Below are 16,187 nucleotides of genomic sequence, written 5' to 3' on the forward strand. Positions count from 1 at the left end.
CGCCTTCCCGCTGCATCCCGAATACCGCACCCTGCCGATGGTCTGGTACGTGCCGCCGCTCTCCCCGATCAAGAACGCGGCCGAGGCCGGGCTGATCGGGCATGACCGCGAGATGCCGGACGTGCGCAGCCTGCGCATCCCGCTGCGCTATCTCGCCAACCTGCTGACCGCGGGCGACGAGGCGCCCATCGCCACCTGCCTCGAGCGGATGCTCGCCATGCGCGGTTATATGCGCGCGAAGACCGTGGACGGGGTGATCGACGCAGGCATCGCCGAGCGCGTCGGCCTGACGCCCGCCCAGATCGAGGAGATGTACCGGATCATGGCGCTCGCCGATTACGAGGACCGTTTCGTCATCCCCACCGCCCATCGCGAGCTCGCCGAGGAGGACATCATGGGCCTGCGCGGCGGCTGCGGCTTCACCGACGGCAACGGCTGCTCGGACGGCCTCTCCAAGGGCTCGCTCTTCGGCAACCGGCGCCGGGGGCTGACCATTCCGGAGGCGATGAAGTCATGATCCTGACGCTCAAGGCGCTCTCGGCGCTGCTCACCTATCCGGACGAGGAACTCGGGCGGGGCGCCGCCGAGATCGAGGAAGCGCTGCGCGACGAGGCCCTGCTCGACGGCCCGGCCATCGAGGGCCTGCGCCCGCTGCTCGCGGAGCTCGGCGGGCGGGACCTCTTCGACCTGCAGGAGCGCTTCGTGCTGCTCTTCGACCGTTCGCGCTCGCTCTCGCTCAACCTCTTCGAGCATGTGCACGGCGAAAGCCGCGCCCGGGGTCAGGCGATGGTCGACCTGCTCGAGACCTACCGCGCTGGCGGCTACGAGCCCGCCGGCCCCGAGCTGCCCGATCACCTGCCGATGCTGCTCGAGTTCCTCGCCTCGCGCCCGCTCGACGAGGCGCGCGAGGTCCTCGCCGACACCGTGCATATCCTGGTCACGCTCTGCGACCGCCTCGACCGGCGGCAGAGCCCCTATGCCCCGGTCTTCGCCGCCCTGGCGTCGCTGGCGGCCTCGCCGCCGGCCGCCGAGGCCCTCGCCGAGATCGCGGCGCATCCCGAGGACGACCCCGAGGATCTCGCCGCGCTCGATGCCGTCTGGGAGGAGGCCGCGGTGACCTTCGGCCCGGACCCCAATGCCGGCTGCCCGGCCGGCCGGGAGTTGCTTTCCCGCATGGGCCCGCCGGCACAGCCGCCGGCCTGGGCCGGTGGCGGCTCCTGATCGCGGAGGACGCAAGATGAATTTCTTCCTGTTCCAGGTCTATCCCTACATCGCCCTGACCGTGCTCGCGCTGGGCTCGATCGCGCGCTACGAGACCGATCCCTTCACCTGGAAGTCGTCCTCGAGCCAGCTTTTGCGGCGACGCCAGCTGCTGCTCGGCTCGATCCTCTTCCATGTGGGCGTGCTGATCGTCTTCTTCGGTCATCTCGTCGGGCTCCTGACGCCGATCGGCATCTTCGATGCGCTGGGCATCGGCCATACCTTCAAGCAGCTCCTGGCGATGATCGTCGGTGGCGTCGCGGGCGCCTTCGCGCTGGCCGGCGGGGTGATCCTGCTCCATCGCCGCCTCTACGACCCGCGCATCCGGGCGACCTCGAGCTTCGCCGACATCGGCATCCTGGCCCTGCTCGACCTCCAGCTCGTGCTCGGTCTCCTGACGATCGTCGTGTCGGCCCAGCACCTCGACGGCGGGGAGATGGTCCGCTTCATGGGATGGACGCAGGCGATCTTCACCTTCCGCACCGACGCCTGGCTGCTGGTGGCGGAGGCCTCGTGGATCTTCAAGCTCCACATCTTCCTGGGCCTGACGATCTTCCTGCTCTTCCCCTTCACCCGGCTGGTGCACATGCTGTCCGTGCCGGTGCGCTACCTCTGGCGGCCCGGATACCAGATCGTGCGCTCGCGCAAGGCCGACCCGGCGTCGGCGGCGCGGCCGCATCCCGCGGAGTGAGCGGATGCGCTTCCCCCTGCAGCCGGACGTGTTGGTCAATGCCGAGCGGATCCCCGCGCGGCTGATCGCGGCGGAAGCCCAGAACCATGCCGCGCCGCCCGGCAAGCCCGGCCATGCCTGGCGGGCGGCGGCCCGCGCCCTCGCCCTGCGCGCGCTCCTGCTGCAGGAGGCGCGGCGCCTCGGCCTCGAGCCTGAGCCGCGGGACCTCGGCGCCGGCCGTCGGGAGGTGCCCGAAGAGGCGCTGATCCGCGCCGTCATCGAGCGGCGCATGCAGCCGGTCCCGCCCGACGAGGACGCCTGCCGCGCGTTCTACGCCCGGCACGAGGCGCATTTCCGCGCGCCAGCCGTCTACGAGGCCTCGCATATCCTGATCGCGGCGCCGGAGGAGGCCGCCGCCCGCACCCGGGCCGATGCCGCCGCCCGCGCCCTTCTCGGCGTCCTGGCGACGCACCCGCAGGACTTCGAGGACATGGCCCGCCGGCATTCGGACTGCCCGTCCGGGGCGAACGGTGGCCGCCTCGGCCAGCTCTGCGCCGGCGACACGGCCCCGGAATTCGAAGCGGCCCTCGGCGGTCTCGCCGTGGGAACGATTACCCCCGAGCCGATCGCGACGCGCTACGGCAGCCACATCGTTCGGCTCGATGCGCGCGAGCGAGGCGCGATCCTGCCCTTCGACCTGGCCCGCCCCCGCATCCGCGAGACGCTCGAGCGCCTCGCCTGGTCCCATGCCGCGAGATCCCTGGTCGCGGCCCTCCTCGAAGACGCGACCATCACCGGCGTCGATTTCGACCACGCGGCCTGAGCCCGCGGTGCGCTGATACCGTCTTCGTGTACCCGTGCCTGCCGCGCGCGGGATCGAGGACCGCGGCGAAACGCGGCTCGTCCGCCCCCGATCGAGCCGCCACCGAGCCTCAGATCCTGCCGAAATCGTCGGCGATCCGGACGATGTCGTCCTCCTCGAGATAGGCTCCGGTTTGAACCTCGATGATCTCGACCGGGATCTTGCCGGGATTGGCCAGGCGGTGGGTACAGCCGAGCGGCAGGTAGACCGATTCGTTTTCGCGCAGAATCAGGACCTCGTCGTCCCTTGTCACCTCGGCGGTGCCCCGGACCACCACCCAATGCTCGGCCCGGTGATGATGGCGTTGCAGCGACAGCTTCTTGCCGGGTTTCACCAGGATCCGCTTGACCCGGAACCGGTCGCCGAGGTCCGTGGTCTGATACCAACCCCAGGGGCGATGCACCCGCGCAGACGTGCATGCCTCCGCGATACCCTCGGCTTCGAGTTCGTTGACCAGCGCCTTGATCTCGTGGGAGCGCTCGATCGGCGCGATCAGGACGGCGTCGGCGGTGTCGATGACGGCGAGACCATCGACGCCCAGGGCGCAGAGCAGTCGGCCGTCCGACCGCAGGTAGCAATTCGAGACGTCACGGGCATGCACCCGGCCTTCGCGTGCGACGCCGTGGTCGTCGCGGGGGCTGCGCTGCCACACGCTCTTCCAATCCCCGATATCCGACCAGTCGAAGTCGGCGCTGACGACCGCCGCCCGCGAGGTATGCTCCATCACGGCATGGTCGAAGCTGATCTTCGGCGCCGCGGCGAAGCTGGCGCCGAGCACCAAGGCGCCGAGATCGATCGAAGCCTCCTCGATCGCGCGCCGGACGGCCGCGAGCGCCTCCGGCGCGTGCTGCTCGATCTCGCGCAGCCCTGTCGCGGCCCGAAAGCAGAACATGCCCGCGTTCCAGAGCCAGCCTTCGCGGACAAGCGCGGCGGCGCTGGCCGCATCGGGCTTCTCGACAAACCGGGCGACGGCATGGGCATTGGCGGCGACCTGTTCGCCGCGCGCAATATAGCCGAAGCCGGGCGAAGCCTGGGTAGGGGTCACGCCGAGCATGACGATGCGTCCGTCTTCGGCCAGCCGCGCCGCCTCGGCGACCGCGGCCTGAAATGCGTCGACGTCGCCGATCAGGTGGTCCGAGGGGAGCACGAGCACCGTCGCCGAGGGGTCGCGCCGCGCCGCGAGACAGGCGGCGAGCGTCACCGCGGCCAGCGTGTCCCGCCCCTGCGGCTCGAGCGCGATCTCCACTTCCGTCCCGGATGCGGCCGCCTGTTCGGCGATCATGAAGCGCGAGGCCGCGGCGCTGATCACGATCGGGGTCCCGAACTGCGTCCCGTCCAGCCGCGCCAGGGTGCGCTGGAACGGCGAGGTGGCGCCGAACAGCGGGACGTGCTGCTTGGCCATGTCCTTGCGCGAGACCGGCCAGAGGCGCGAGCCGGATCCGCCGCACAGGATCACGGGGATGATGCTGTTCTCGCTCGCCCGCTGCAGACCGAGCGCTTCGCGTATTGGCTTGTTGGCTGTCATGTTCGGTCCCAACGCTTCACTGCGGATGTCGAAAACTCTGCCCTCAGGAGATTCGGACTGCGTGCCAGCCGACGCCCGAGCTCCCGGCGCAATGCCGGCTCGATCCAGGTCGCGAAGCCGACGCTCACGGCGACGCAGAGCGCGATCGCGAGCAGCAGCGCCGGATAGGCGCCGATGCCGAAGGCGATCAGGAGCCCGAAGAGGAAGGCGCCGCCGATGTTGTGGAAGAGATAGAGCGGGTAGCTCGCGAGCCCCGCCGATCGCGCCAGATTCCGCAGGCCGGGCGAGCTCTGCCCGCTTCGGTGGAAAACCAGCGAAAGCCCCAGTCCGCCTACGACGACGAGCCAGATCAGCACCGGCGTCGCCGGCGAGCGGGCGTGCAACAGCACCGCCGCGTTGTTCTCGGCCGAAAGCCAGAGGCCGACGGCTCCCGCACCGAGGCTGGCGGCGAGCGCCACGGCGCCGGATGCCGACCAGCCGTCGCGGCTGAGCAGGTAGAGGTTCGCCCCGACCAGAAAGTAGGCGCCGGTTGTCAGCAGCAACAGGCGCGAGACATAGGCGTCGGCGGCGGCGAGCACAGGGCCGGCGAAGCCCAGCTCGGGCCGGGCCCGGGCAACTAGCACGGCGATGTAGAAGCCGAAGACCAGCATCGAGGCGGAGAAGACGATCGCCTGCAGCCGGGTGATCCAGCCCGACAGGATCAGGAGGCAGATCAGCCCGTAGAAGACGACCTCGACCGTGAGGGTCCAGTAGACGCCGTCGACCCAAGGGCCCTTCGGAAAGAGCACGATCGATCGGAGGTACATCGGCAGCACTGCCTCGATTGTGGCCGACGAATAGAGGAAGGTCACGACGAGGCTGATCGTGGCGAAGAACCAGAGGGCCGGCGCGATGCGCAGGATGCGGCTGCGCAGGAAGGCTGCCGAGGACCGGTTCTCGGCGGAGAGGCAGATCACCAGACCGGAGATGACGAAGAAGATCTCGACGCCGACCCAGCCCCACCAGCTGAGCGGCAGGAGCCCGGGATAGGCGACCGGCGATCCGATCGCGGCGCGGAGGCCGGTGGCGCCCGCGGGTTCGTGCCATGAAAAGAACGCGTAGTGGTAGACCACGACGCCGAGGGCGGCGAGGAAGCGGGCGATATCGAGGCCGATGATCGTCCGACCAGTGGGCGCGGTCCCGCCGCCGAAATCGGCGCTCCGTGCTTCGCCTGCAGCGGTTCGGACGCGGGCGGTCACGACGGCGCCACCGGTCAGAGCCGCAGGATGAATTCGGGGTCGCAACGGCCCCGAACGAGGTGAGCGGCGGCGATCAGATTGCCCTTGAGCCGACCGAGGCGGTCGACATGCGGCTCCGGCCGGAGGCTGAAGGCCGCGTTCGCGAGCAGATTGCGGGCCATCAGTCGGGCGGCCCAGCGACCGGTGCCCGTGCCCTTGCGTACCAGATAGACCGGATTGACGATCTGCGAGTAGCCCAGTCGCACCCCGCTGACCCGCCCCCGCTTGACGCCGAGGTGCACGCCCCGCAGGCCATGCAGCCGAACGATCGGCCGACCGCGCGCAACCAGGCGCGAGAAATCGGTGTCCTCCTGCCAGCCGTAGAGCGGCAGCCGCTCGTCGAAGCGATGGCCGGCGATGTCGGCGGCGCGGAACACCATGTTGCAGCCATAGGCACCGGCGGGCGCCACGCTTTCGTGCTGCTCCGGGTCGCCCGCCGCCGCGCCGGCCAGGATCTCCACGGCCTGCGAGAAGTCGAGGCCCGGCCCCTTGATGCCGTCGGCGATTACGAGTCCGGTCAGCACCGCCCAGTCGGCGTGTCGCGCGAGGCCGGCCTCGGCACGTTCCAGGTAGTCGGAGGCGGGGACGAAATCGTCGTCGAGGAAGACGATGGTCTCCGCGTCGCGGGCATGCTCGGAATCGAGCGCGCGGTTTCTCTGAGCCGTGCAGCCGCTCGCTCCGAAGACGAAGCGCAGCGGGTAGCCCGGGACCGCTCCCTCATCGACATGCGACGCGTCGGGCGCGGAGACGATCACCAGGTCGGGCCGCCGTGTCTGGCCCTGGAGATGCGTCAACGCCTGGCTCAGTACGGCCTTGCGATCGGCGGTGACGATGACAACGATCAGCCGCATGCGCGATTCCCGGCAGTTTCCCCGACCCTAGTGTCGGCCGGCCCGCCGGAAACACACGCATTGGGGCGAAAGGCATGCGGATGGCCATGCTCGACTAGGCCTTTCGGCGAGGCGACAGACCGAAAGATTGAGCCTGGCACGCGTGGCACGGGTGGCAACTGGTCAGAGCGTAGTGATTGGCTTGGCTGAATGAGCGTCGCACCCATCGCAGTTCTAGTCGGGGCCGTGCTCCTCGCAATTGGAGTGCTGGCGCGCGCGCCGACCGCCGTCGCCTTCTTCGCATCGCTGGCCTTCGGATCGACAGCGATCGTCAGTGGCGGGCTCAACCTGCTGCTCTATGTCCCACTGGCGGCACTGCTGATGGTCTCGGCAGTCTTCCATCGCACGTTCTGGCGCGATCTCGAAAGGGTGTTCCGCCTGCACTGGACCCCGTTCGTCGTGCTCAGCCTGCTGGTCTATGGGGTGGCAAGCGCCTTCATCCTGCCGCGGCTGTTCGCGGGGGAAACCACGGTGTTCGTGCCCGGTCGCGACGCCATCATCGAAACCGCGCTCCGGCCGGTGGCGGGCAATATCAACCAGGCGGCCTATTTCGCTTTCGGTATCTTCGCGTTCTTCGCCGTCGCGAGCCAGCTTGCGCGCACCGGGCGCTTCGAGATCCTGCGGATCGGATTTTTCGCCTTCGCCGTGGCAAACGCCAGTCTGGGCATGATCGACCTTGTCGGCAAGCTGAGCGGCGCCGGCGATCTGCTGGCGCCGATACGAACCGCGTCGTACTCGATGCTGATCGAGGTGCAGGTCGAGGGCTTCTGGCGCATCGCGGGCGGTTATTCGGAGGCGTCGACCTTCGGAGGTGCCACGATCATCGCGCTCGCCTTTAGCTTCAGCTACTGGCGAGCCACCAACTGGCGCCCGGCGCTGGCGGTCTCGATTGTGCTGCTCGCGTTGCTGTTGCTCGCCACATCCTCGACCGGCTACGCGAGTTTGGCGATCCTCGTCGTGTTGCTGTCGCTTTCCTATCTCTGGCGGCTGTGTGCGGGCGGGCTGAACGACCGTGACCTCGTGACGGTGCTGGCCGGTGCCATCGCGCTTACCCTCGTGCTGGCAGTTCTGATCTATACCAAGGACGCACTCAGGCCGGTTCAGCAACTGGTCGAGGAGACCCTCATCAACAAGTCGAATTCGGCGTCGGCCGACGAGCGGTTCTACTGGAACGCGAAGAGTTGGAAGGCCTTTCTCGATACTTTTGGTCTCGGAGTCGGTCTCGGGAGCTCGCGGGCCTCGAGTTCCGTGATTGCTGTGCTCTCGCAACTGGGGGCGTGCGGCGCCTTCCTGATCCTTCTGCTGCTCGCGGATATGGCGCGGCCGATCCCGCGGCCTGGCTCGGATCCGGAGGAGCGGGAATTGGCGGCGCTCTGCCACAGCCTGCGGACCACCGGCTTCGCGACGATGATCCCCTCGGCGATCGCCGGCGGCGCCGCGGATCCCGGGATCGTGTTCTTCGTCGCGCTCGCCGGCCTGATGGTCAGCCGGGCGCGTCTGCAGCAGATGCGTGCGAGCGAGCGCGCAGCGCTGCGGCATCCCCGTTGGCACCGTGCTACGCGGCCCGACGTGACACGGACCGGGGGCGCGTTCGTCGCCGGAATGCAAGCCCTGAGGTGACCCACAGGCGCTGGCGCCGGTCGCGCTACTTTCCTGTTGCGGACGAAGTGCCGAGCGAGGCGCCGGCGGCCCGGGCCGGCCCTCGACGCGAGCGGATCGCCGCCTCGTAGACCGCCAGGTAGTCACCGGCCATTCGGTCGACCCGGTAGTAGGCGAGACCCTGTTGCGCGCGGCGGCGCCCGTCCGCCAGAGCCACTGGGTCGGTCATCAGCCGCCGCAACGCCCCGCCCAGGAGATCCGGGCGCCCGGGCGGCACGGTAGTGCCGAAGCGGTCCCGGTCGAGCTGCTCGGCGATGCCGCCCACGCGCGTGCCGATCACGGCGCAGCCCGCCTCCCGCGCCTCGAGGATGCCGAGGCCGAAGGGCTCTGCCGCCGATGCAAGGACGAAGATGTCGCTCTGGTCGAGCACCTGCCGCGGCGTCTCGACATGGCCGATGAAGGCGATGCGGTCGGAACAGCTGGAGCGCGCCGCCTGCCGCTCCAGGGCCTGCCGCTCGGGACCGTCGCCGCCGACTATCAGTTGCCACCCCGGCGCCGAGGCGGCTGCTTGGCCGAAGGCCTCGATGACATCATGCACGCCCTTGCGCCGCTCGAGCCCGGACAGGGTGGTGATTGACGGGCGCGGCAGGCGAATTGGCGGAGGCCCGGCTTCCTGCGCGGCGCGCGCCGAGCCCAGCGTGCCATTGACCACGACGTCGAGTCGTTCCGGCGGGAAGCCGCGCGCGAGCAGCAATTGCCGCTCGGACCGCGAAACGGCGACGACCCGGTCACCGAGCCGCATCAGCCATGCGTGGCGATCGAAGGAGTTGTGCACGGTCGTGACCAGCGGAATTCCCAGTGCCGTCGCCGCGAGACGCCCGAGCACGGCGCCCGACATCATGTGCGCGTGCAACACGTCCGGCCGGTCGCGGCGGCAGAGCGAAACCAGCGCAACCGCCGCCCGCGCGGCGCGCACGGGGCTCCTGAGGCTTTGCTCGAGCCGGGCGAGCCGCACGCCGCTGCGTTCGAGCAGCGGCGCAAAGCGGCCACCGGCGCTCGCGAAGACGACCCGGTGACCGCGCCTGGCTTGCTCGCAGGCGAGGTCGACCGCGAGGTGGACGTTGCCGCCGCGCTCACAATGGTTGACGAGGTGGAGCACCGACAGGGTCATTCGCCGAGGCGCCGGTAGGCCCGCACGTGATCGACGTACATGTACGACGGGTTCTTGGTATGATCGATCGGAAAACCCGAGCCGAGCGCCAGATCGAGCAGAATGAACAAGGGACCCATGTGCTCGACCGGGGTCGGAGCGCGCGCCATCGCATGGCCGTCGAGGTAGAAGACAATCTCGTCGGGCTCCACGGAGACGCCGTAGTCGTGATATTCGTCGACGAGCGTGCCCCACGGGATCTGGTGCATAAAGGCGTAGGTCTGTTCCTCGACCGCGTCGTTCTTCGGCCAGACCTTCACGACGGAGTGATAGGTGTCGGGCGCATGCCCGTAGTATTCCACGACGTCGATTTCGAGCGAGCTGTCCGGAGAGCGGTTGTAGATCAGCCAGAACGCCGGCCAGACGCCAGGACCGGGCGGCATCTTCGCCCGCATCTCGAAATAGCCGTATTCCATCTGAAATCCCTGGCCGGAGGGATCGGTCGACGAAAGCAGTCCGGAGCGCCATTGGCCGTCATCGTCCTTGCGCGCCTCGATACGAAGGATCCCGTCCTCGACCGTGAACGGAAAGCCCGGTGTCGGGTCGACAAACAGGGCGTCGCCGAAGTCGCCGTTCCAGGGCGTATGGGCGATCCACCGCGTGCCCGGACCCCGCCCGGAAACGTCCAGGCTGTCGAAATTCTCGTCGAAAACCAGTTCGTAGCCGGAAAGGTCGAGATCCGGATGGCGCTCGGCCCGGCTGATGCCGCCGACGACCAGGAACGTCGCCGCCGCCGCAACCGTCGCCCCCGCGACGCAGAGCTGCGTGTTCTTGCCGCGGCGCTGCCCGCCGGCCCAAAGGTTCTTCATCGAGGATAGGGTCGGTCGCTGCATCGTTCCCCAGCCGAATGGTCGGCCCGTCCGCGAAGATAAGTGGCGGAGAAGGCCGACGGGCTTTTCGAAAGGGGGATGCGCCTACCGAATTAGGCTAGGCGGAGCGCGATGGGAGGGGATGCGCCGGTCCGCGTTCACCCTACCCATGGGGCCGTCGGAAAAGATCACGCCGGGACCATCACATGCGAACCCACATCGACCGGGTGGCGGTGATCAGCGACGACCTCGAGGGGGACGGCGGGGCGTCCGCCATCGCGGTTGCCTCGGTTCGGCAGATGCAGCGGCTCGGCATCCCGGTGGCGATGCTGGCCGGCGGCGGCGCTCCGCCTCTCGTGCCGCGCCAGTCAGACGAGGTGGTGGCGCTGGGCGGGCAGCATCTGCTCGCCGGGGGCCGTGCCCGGGCGGCGGTGCGGGGCCTGCACGACGGGGGAGTCCGCTCCCGGCTGGCCGACTGGATCACCGCGAACGACACGCCCGGGACAATCTACCACCTCCACAACTGGCACAAGGTGCTCTCGCCGGCCTGCTTCGCGCCGCTGCGGCAGGTCGCCGACCGACTCGTGGTCTCGGCGCACGACTTCTTCCTGAGCTGCCCCAACGGAGGGTTCTTCGACTTTCGCCGGCGTGCGGTCTGCGAGTTCAACCCGCTGTCGGCGGGCTGCCTGCTCTCGAATTGCGACAAGCGCCACTTCGGACACAAGGCCTGGCGCGTCACCCGTCATCTGGCGCGCGAGGCGCTGTTCGACTTCCGCCGGCAGCCCGCCACCGTCCTCGCGGTGCACGAGGGCATGGCGCCGCTCCTGGGCCGCCGGGGCATCGCGGCCGGAGCGATCCGGGTGCTGCGCAACCCGGTGACCGCCTGGCAAGGCCAGCGGATCGAGGCCGAGCGGAACCGCGCGTTGCTCTATGTCGGGCGGCTGGAACTCGACAAGGGCATCGACACGCTCGCGCTCGCTGCGCGGCGGCTCGGGGTGCGGCTGCGGATCGTCGGCGATGGCCCGCTGGCAGGCGTGCTGCCGGAGCTCTGCCCCGGTGTCGAGATGCTCGGGCGCCAGCCGTCGGAGGCCATCGGCGCTATCGCCGGCTCGGCGCGGCTGGTCGTGCTGCCGACCCGGGTGCGGGAGACCTTCGGTCTCGTGGCGCTCGAGGCGGCGATGAGCGGGCTGCCGGTCGTGTCATCGACCTCGGCCCTGATCAGCGACGAGTTGGTGGCGCTCGGCATGGGCCGGTCCTGCGGTCCCGACGATCCGGACGCGCTCGCCGGGTGTCTCGCCGACCTTCTCGACGACGACGCTGCCGTGGCGGCGATGAGTCGGCGCGGCTTCGCGGCAGCGCGGAGGCTCGCGCCAACGGAAGAGCAATGGGGGGAGCGGCTGGCGGGGATCTACGCCCAGATCCTGGCTCGCTCGGCGGATTCCGCGGCCCGACGGCCGGCTACCGACAAGCCGGTGCAGGCGGCGCGCATGGCGGACGTGTGAGCCGTCTTTCCACCCTCGCCTGGGCCCTGCAGGGACGGCTGCCGGACGCGCCTGGTCATCGCTGAGTCTCTGCCGCCGTCAGCGAGCGGAACCTTCCGTTGCCCCCGAGGGTTGTTCGATCAGCGCAGGTGCAGCCGGGCCGGCACCGGGCTACGTCGCCGCGGCACAAAAGGGAAGCCGGAGCTCCGGCGCTCGGGCCGGATGCAGATCCTTTGGTTGTGCGCAGAGAAATCCGTTGGTCAGCCGATTTCGATGAAGTAGCCCATCGTGATGTAGTAGCTGTTGGGGATGTCGTTCCAGAGATCGGTGCCGGCCAGCATGTGCAGGTAGTCCTCCTCGGTCCCCTGGTATTGGCTCGGCTCACCCGGCAGCCAGTTGGTATAGGCTCCCTCCGGCGCGCTGCCATCGGCAAGGCCGTTCCAGAAGACGTCTCCGGTCTCGGGCCCCTCGGTCCAGCGCCAGTCGCCTTCACCCGCGGCATCGCTGCCGCCGAGCCATCCGCCGTAGCCCCAGGCGTTGGCGGCGGCCATCGCTTCGGCAAGCAGGGCGTTCTCCTGCGCGGAGGTAATCGTCGCCAAGTAGCCGCCTTCGGCGGCCGCGGCGGCCTCCGCCTCGGCATGGGTGACCGAGGCGTTGACGAACTTGTAGAAATGCCCGTTGTAGGCCTGATATCCGGGCGGTGGCGTCGGTTCCTCGGTCTCGGTCTCGGTCTCGTCGGTAACGGTCACCGCGAGGCTCTGGCTGTCGAAGCCGCCGCGCCCGTCATCGGCCCGCACAACGACGTTGTAGACGTTGTCGCCGTCGGCGTCGCCCGGCAGCTCGAAGTCGGGCGACGCGACGAAGGACAGCGCGCCGCTGGTCGCGTCGATGGTGAACCGCGCCGCATCGGCGCCGCCGGCGATCGCATAGGCCAGCGCGTCGCCATCCGTATCGCTGGCAGTGACGGTGGTGACGGCGCGGGTATTCTCGGCGACGGTAGTCGCCGCGGCGTCCCCGCCACCGTTCGACACGATCGTCGGCGGCAGGTTGGCCGGTGGCGGTGGGGCGACCCAGCCGTCGACCTCCACGAGATAGCCCATGGTGGACCAATGGCCCGAGGCATCGTTCCACTTGTCGCTATTGGCCATCATGTGGAGGTGGTCTTCCTCGATACCATTCCAGATCCCGTTGGGCTCGCCGGAGTTCCAGTTCGCGTAGCGGCCGCCCGGGGCGCTGCCGCCGCCATCCCCGTTCCAGAATACGGTGCCCGCCTCCTGGCCCTCGACCCAGCGCCAGACCTCGTCTTCCGAGGCGTCGCTGCCACCGAGCCATGCGCCGAGGTCCTCCCCGGCGATCAGTCCCGCCAGGAAGGCGTTTTCGGCGGCGGAGGTGATGGTGGCGAGGTGGCCGCCGAGCGCGGCCGCCCCGGCCTGCGCCTCGGCGAATGTGTAGAGTCCCTTGACGTAGCGGTAGAGATGGCCATCGAAGGCGGCGAAGCCAGGCGGTATTGTCGGGTCCGGCGGATCCGGCGCCTCGTCGAGGTCGGTTACAGTGACCGTCAGCGCCTGGGTGGCGATGCCGCCACGGGCGTCGTCGACGCGGAGCTCGACGGAATAGATGTTGTTCCCGTCAGCGTCGCCGGGCGATTCGAAGTCCGGCGGCGACGCGAAGGCGAGCGCCCCCGTCTGCGGATTGATCGCGAATCGGGCTGCGTCGGCGCCTGCGACGCTGAAGACGAAAGTGTCGCCATCGGCATCGCTGGCGGTGACCGTGGTCACGGCCTGGCTGTTCTCGACGAGGCTGAGCGCCGCGGTCGCGGCGCCGCCGTTCGAGGTGATGACGGGCGGATGGTTCGTTGGTGGTTCGTAGCCCTCGCCGTCGATCTCGACGAAGTAGCCCATGGTCATCCAGTAGTCCGCGGCATCGTTCCACTGGTCACTGTTGGCCATCATGTGAAGGACGTCTTCCTCCAGGCTGTGGTAGACGCCCGTAGGCTCGCCTTCGGCCCAGTTGCTGTATTGGCCGTCGGGCGTGCCGCTGTCCTGATTCCAGAATGTGGTTCCTGCCGCCGGGCCCTCGGTCCAGGTCCAGACCCCCTCCGTGCCCGCGTCGCTGCCGCCCAGCCAGGCACCGAGGTCCTGACCCGCGATCAGGTCGGCGAGGAAAGCGTTCTCGGAGGCGGAGGTGATGGTGGCCAGATAGCCGCCGGCCGCGGCGGCTGCGCTCCGCGCCTCGCCGTGGGTGGCGAGCGTCTTGACGTATCTGTAGTAATGGCCGCCGAACTCGACGAAGCCCTCTGGAATTGCCATGGTCGGGCCTCCTCTTGCTTCGGCCCCTACCGGAGATCCGAGCGGGCCCTTCCGGTCATCCCAGACCGGGACAAGTCGCGGACGCAATTCGTCCTAAGAGGCGTCGTCACTATCAAAAGGGGTTAGCTAGACCCGCGCCACGAACTCCTGGAAGGTCGAGCCGGTGTCGTCGCCCCATTCCCAGTTTGTTGCCAGGCCGACGGCCCGGATCCGCAGCGGCGCATCATCGGGGTAGAGATCGGAGAGCGCCCGCTCCATGACGGCCTCGCCATCGAGAAAGACCGCGAACCGGTTGCCGTCGCAGCAGATGCGCAGCCTGAACGGGCGGCCCCAGGTGATGCTGTCCCCGACCATGGTCCAGATCGCGTCGTAGAGTTCCTCGAAACCGTGTCGCTTGGTGAAGAGTGCAACCGAAGCCCCGTGGTATTCGTCGGAAAGGTAGATCGAGAAGCTCAGGTAGTTGTCGTCGTCCTGCCAGAACAGCAGGCCCGACCGGCAGTGATGTTTCTCGCCCCGGCCGCTGCCGGGCGGCAGGATCACGGTCTCCAGATCCGCGAAGCCTTCGCTGGCCCAGGGCACCGCGTGGAACGTGCGGCCGGGATGCGGTGCTTCCACGCTGGCCTCGACCCGGGCTCCGTTCCCCGTGGTCCACAGCCCGCCGCAACCGGCCAGACGCTGCCAGGGACCGGGACCGCTCGCGGGGATTCGCCCGTCGACCGGACCGTCCGGCCCGGAGAAGCGATCGGAAACGACGACCTGCGAGCCGAACCGGCGCCAGGGGCCGGGAAACCGCAGTTGCTCGGGCACCTGGACAGCCCGCGGGTGGCACTCGAAATCGCGCAGAACGGCCGCGTCCTTGCCCGAAAGCCAGAATCCGGCCCGAGTCGAGCCTTCGTCCCCGGGGTCTGCGATCCATCGGCCGAAGAGACGTTCGCCGTCGAGATAGCAGCCCAGTTGCCCGGCGGCGTCCGTCACCTGGATCGAGCAAGCCGTCCCGCTCGGCAGCGCTCGGCCGGTCTCCTGCTCCATCAGATCCGGCACCCCATCCCGGAAGCGTATCAGCCTGACGGCATCGCTGCCGAGTTCGAGCAGCCAGTAGTTCCGGGCGTCGATGACGCGCCAGACGAGCCCGGCGGCGCCCGCCGCGCCGGTGAGCTCGATCATCGCATGGACCAGGCCGGTCTCCTGCGACCGGCGAAGGACCGCGAGTGCCTCGGAGCCGCCGCAAGCAGCGCCGCGCCCGGTGAGCCGCACTTCGCCGCGCAGCATCTCCCAGTCGGGCCCCGGATCTTCGGAGCCGCTGCTGCGGGTCAGCGCATCGCCGAGCTGGCCCGGCCCGGCCAGGGCGAGCTCCGGCAGCCGCTCTATCCGGATGCCATGTACCCGCGTGTCGACCCGGAACCCGATTTGGCCGAGGATCGACTGGTGGATTCCGGCGAATACCTCCTCCTGCCGATGCCAGGGATCGACCGCGATCGGGCGCATCATCGGCATCGCCGGAAGCGCCGTCGCCTCCGGGCCGGCGGCGGCATAGCAGAGCGCCCCCTGCGCGCGCAGGACGACGATGTAGTAGATTTGCACATTCTTCAGGCCACGCAGCGCGGGCAGGCAGCGCCCGCCCTGGCGAGCCCAGAGCTCGCCGTTGTCGCCGAGCGCCGCGTGGACCACGAAGCCGCAGCCGTCCGCGGTGGGATCGGCAGGTGTTGCGCTGCCGAACCAGCCAACGGCGAGATTCTCGTCGAGGTCGGGCAGGGTGAAGAACCGCGGTGTCAGCCGCAGCCACCCGCGGAACCGGCGGACGAGGCCCCGCTTGCGCGGGCCGCGGAGCAGTGCCAGCAGGCGCTGCGGTATCGGGTCGATTCCGGGACCGCGGACCCAGCGCCAGATGCGGCGCGCGATCCCCTCATCGATCGAGGAGACCTCCGAGGTGTTGTGACCGTTCGTCAGCGCAACCGCCAGGGCAAGCCCGGCCTCGCGGGGAAACGGCCCGTAGGCGATGCCCTGGCGCGCCCATCCGGGTGTGATCAGCGGCTGGAAGCGCAGCGCCCCATGGTCGATCGCCATTCGGCGCTCGCGGTCGACGCCGAGGCGACGGACGCCGTCGGGCGAACGCGAGCCGATCACCGTACCCGCGCGACGATCGTCTTCGAACGTCTCGGCGAGCAGTTGGTCGGTGCTGGTCGCAGGGCTGAATCCTTGATACTGCAGATCACGCATGCGCTCTTCTAGGCCAGGGCATGCCCGCCCCGAGCATCGGCAATTGTGGGTATCGACGCCTATCAGGAAGGTGGACTG

Annotated in this window: 13 protein-coding genes and 1 pseudogene; 7 read left to right on the forward strand and 7 right to left on the reverse strand. The window is 69.2% G+C overall.

Annotated elements, in window-relative coordinates; all coding sequences use genetic code 11:
• The 4 genes and pseudogenes from narH to V7050_RS03740 all read left to right on the forward strand — a co-directional run.
• A pseudogene (gene narH, locus V7050_RS03725) lies at nt 1-517 on the forward strand (nitrate reductase subunit beta); the annotation flags it as partial.
• Entirely contained in the window at nt 514-1,221 is a 708-nt protein-coding gene (gene narJ / locus V7050_RS03730; protein ID WP_324364978.1) for a nitrate reductase molybdenum cofactor assembly chaperone, read from the forward strand. The pseudogene narH and the gene narJ, both read left to right, overlap by 4 nt.
• Before the next feature lie 16 nt (nt 1,222-1,237).
• Nucleotides 1,238-1,951, forward strand: a complete 714-nt coding sequence (narI, locus tag V7050_RS03735; protein WP_324364976.1) for a respiratory nitrate reductase subunit gamma — start codon at nt 1,238-1,240, stop codon at nt 1,949-1,951.
• A gap of 4 nt (nt 1,952-1,955) precedes the next feature.
• A complete protein-coding gene (locus V7050_RS03740) occupies nt 1,956-2,753 on the forward strand; it encodes a peptidylprolyl isomerase (RefSeq protein ID WP_324364975.1) in 798 nt (265 codons plus the stop codon).
• 109 nt (nt 2,754-2,862) lie between these two features.
• Here V7050_RS03740 and V7050_RS03745 read toward each other — a convergent pair whose 3' ends face one another.
• From V7050_RS03745 to V7050_RS03755, 3 genes are read right to left on the reverse strand one after another with little or no spacing between them, the layout of a single operon-like run.
• Nucleotides 2,863-4,317 (reverse strand): mannose-1-phosphate guanylyltransferase/mannose-6-phosphate isomerase, encoded by a 1,455-nt coding sequence (locus tag V7050_RS03745; RefSeq protein ID WP_324364973.1) that lies wholly within the window; start codon nt 4,315-4,317, stop codon nt 2,863-2,865.
• Nucleotides 4,314-5,555 (reverse strand): acyltransferase family protein, encoded by a 1,242-nt coding sequence (locus V7050_RS03750; protein ID WP_324373841.1) that lies wholly within the window; start codon nt 5,553-5,555, stop codon nt 4,314-4,316. Before V7050_RS03750 ends, V7050_RS03745 begins: the two co-directional genes overlap by 4 nt.
• A 14-nt stretch (nt 5,556-5,569) precedes the next feature.
• Complete coding sequence (locus V7050_RS03755; protein ID WP_324364969.1) at nt 5,570-6,445, reverse strand: glycosyltransferase family 2 protein; 876 nt, start codon at nt 6,443-6,445, stop codon at nt 5,570-5,572.
• Nucleotides 6,446-6,634: 189 nt separating this feature from the next.
• Here V7050_RS03755 and V7050_RS03760 point away from each other — a divergent pair, with 189 nt between their 5' ends.
• The gene (locus V7050_RS03760; RefSeq protein WP_324364967.1) at nt 6,635-8,104 is read left to right on the forward strand and encodes a hypothetical protein; all 1,470 of its coding nucleotides are present in this window, start codon (nt 6,635-6,637) and stop codon (nt 8,102-8,104) included.
• Nucleotides 8,105-8,129: 25 nt separating this feature from the next.
• Here the strand turns inward: V7050_RS03760 and V7050_RS03765 are convergent, their stop codons facing one another.
• Nucleotides 8,130-9,254 (reverse strand): glycosyltransferase family 4 protein, encoded by a 1,125-nt coding sequence (locus V7050_RS03765; protein ID WP_324364964.1) that lies wholly within the window; start codon nt 9,252-9,254, stop codon nt 8,130-8,132.
• On the reverse strand, nt 9,251-10,126 hold the full coding sequence (locus V7050_RS03770) for a glycoside hydrolase family 16 protein (RefSeq protein ID WP_324364962.1): 876 nt from the start codon (nt 10,124-10,126) through the stop codon (nt 9,251-9,253). Before V7050_RS03770 ends, V7050_RS03765 begins: the two co-directional genes overlap by 4 nt.
• 182 nt (nt 10,127-10,308) lie before the next feature.
• On the opposite strand from V7050_RS03770, the gene V7050_RS03775 reads away from it, so the two are divergent.
• Nucleotides 10,309-11,604, forward strand: a complete 1,296-nt coding sequence (locus tag V7050_RS03775; RefSeq protein ID WP_324364960.1) for a glycosyltransferase family 4 protein — start codon at nt 10,309-10,311, stop codon at nt 11,602-11,604.
• Nucleotides 11,605-11,843: 239 nt separating this feature from the next.
• Here the strand turns inward: V7050_RS03775 and V7050_RS03780 are convergent, their stop codons facing one another.
• Nucleotides 11,844-13,892 (reverse strand): lectin-like protein, encoded by a 2,049-nt coding sequence (locus tag V7050_RS03780; protein ID WP_324364959.1) that lies wholly within the window; start codon nt 13,890-13,892, stop codon nt 11,844-11,846.
• A gap of 126 nt (nt 13,893-14,018) precedes the next feature.
• Nucleotides 14,019-15,956 (reverse strand): hypothetical protein, encoded by a 1,938-nt coding sequence (locus V7050_RS03785; protein WP_324373843.1) that lies wholly within the window; start codon nt 15,954-15,956, stop codon nt 14,019-14,021.
• Here V7050_RS03785 and V7050_RS03790 point away from each other — a divergent pair.
• Nucleotides 15,942-16,121, forward strand: a complete 180-nt coding sequence (locus V7050_RS03790) for a hypothetical protein (RefSeq protein WP_324373845.1) — start codon at nt 15,942-15,944, stop codon at nt 16,119-16,121. The genes V7050_RS03785 and V7050_RS03790 overlap by 15 nt on opposite strands.
• The last annotated feature ends 66 nt before the right edge of the window (nt 16,122-16,187 follow it).

The organism is Amaricoccus sp., from assembly GCF_036846665.1.
Taxonomy (GTDB): Bacteria; Pseudomonadota; Alphaproteobacteria; order Rhodobacterales; family Rhodobacteraceae; genus Amaricoccus.

Excerpts from the sequence above, each read along its gene's own strand:
- V7050_RS03785 (WP_324373843.1), bottom strand. The coding sequence starts at position 15,956 with ATGGCGATCGACCATGGGGCGCTGCGCTTCCAGCCGCTGATCACACCC.
- V7050_RS03760 (WP_324364967.1), top strand. The coding sequence starts at position 6,635 with ATGAGCGTCGCACCCATCGCAGTTCTAGTCGGGGCCGTGCTCCTCGCA.
- V7050_RS03790 (WP_324373845.1), top strand. The coding sequence starts at position 15,942 with ATGGTCGATCGCCATTCGGCGCTCGCGGTCGACGCCGAGGCGACGGAC.
- V7050_RS03740 (WP_324364975.1), top strand. The coding sequence starts at position 1,956 with ATGCGCTTCCCCCTGCAGCCGGACGTGTTGGTCAATGCCGAGCGGATC.
- V7050_RS03780 (WP_324364959.1), bottom strand. The coding sequence starts at position 13,892 with ATGGCAATTCCAGAGGGCTTCGTCGAGTTCGGCGGCCATTACTACAGA.
- V7050_RS03770 (WP_324364962.1), bottom strand. The coding sequence starts at position 10,126 with ATGCAGCGACCGACCCTATCCTCGATGAAGAACCTTTGGGCCGGCGGG.
- V7050_RS03755 (WP_324364969.1), bottom strand. The coding sequence starts at position 6,445 with ATGCGGCTGATCGTTGTCATCGTCACCGCCGATCGCAAGGCCGTACTG.
- V7050_RS03745 (WP_324364973.1), bottom strand. The coding sequence starts at position 4,317 with ATGACAGCCAACAAGCCAATACGCGAAGCGCTCGGTCTGCAGCGGGCG.
- narJ (WP_324364978.1), top strand. The coding sequence starts at position 514 with ATGATCCTGACGCTCAAGGCGCTCTCGGCGCTGCTCACCTATCCGGAC.
- V7050_RS03765 (WP_324364964.1), bottom strand. The coding sequence starts at position 9,254 with ATGACCCTGTCGGTGCTCCACCTCGTCAACCATTGTGAGCGCGGCGGC.
- narI (WP_324364976.1), top strand. The coding sequence starts at position 1,238 with ATGAATTTCTTCCTGTTCCAGGTCTATCCCTACATCGCCCTGACCGTG.
- V7050_RS03775 (WP_324364960.1), top strand. The coding sequence starts at position 10,309 with ATGCGAACCCACATCGACCGGGTGGCGGTGATCAGCGACGACCTCGAG.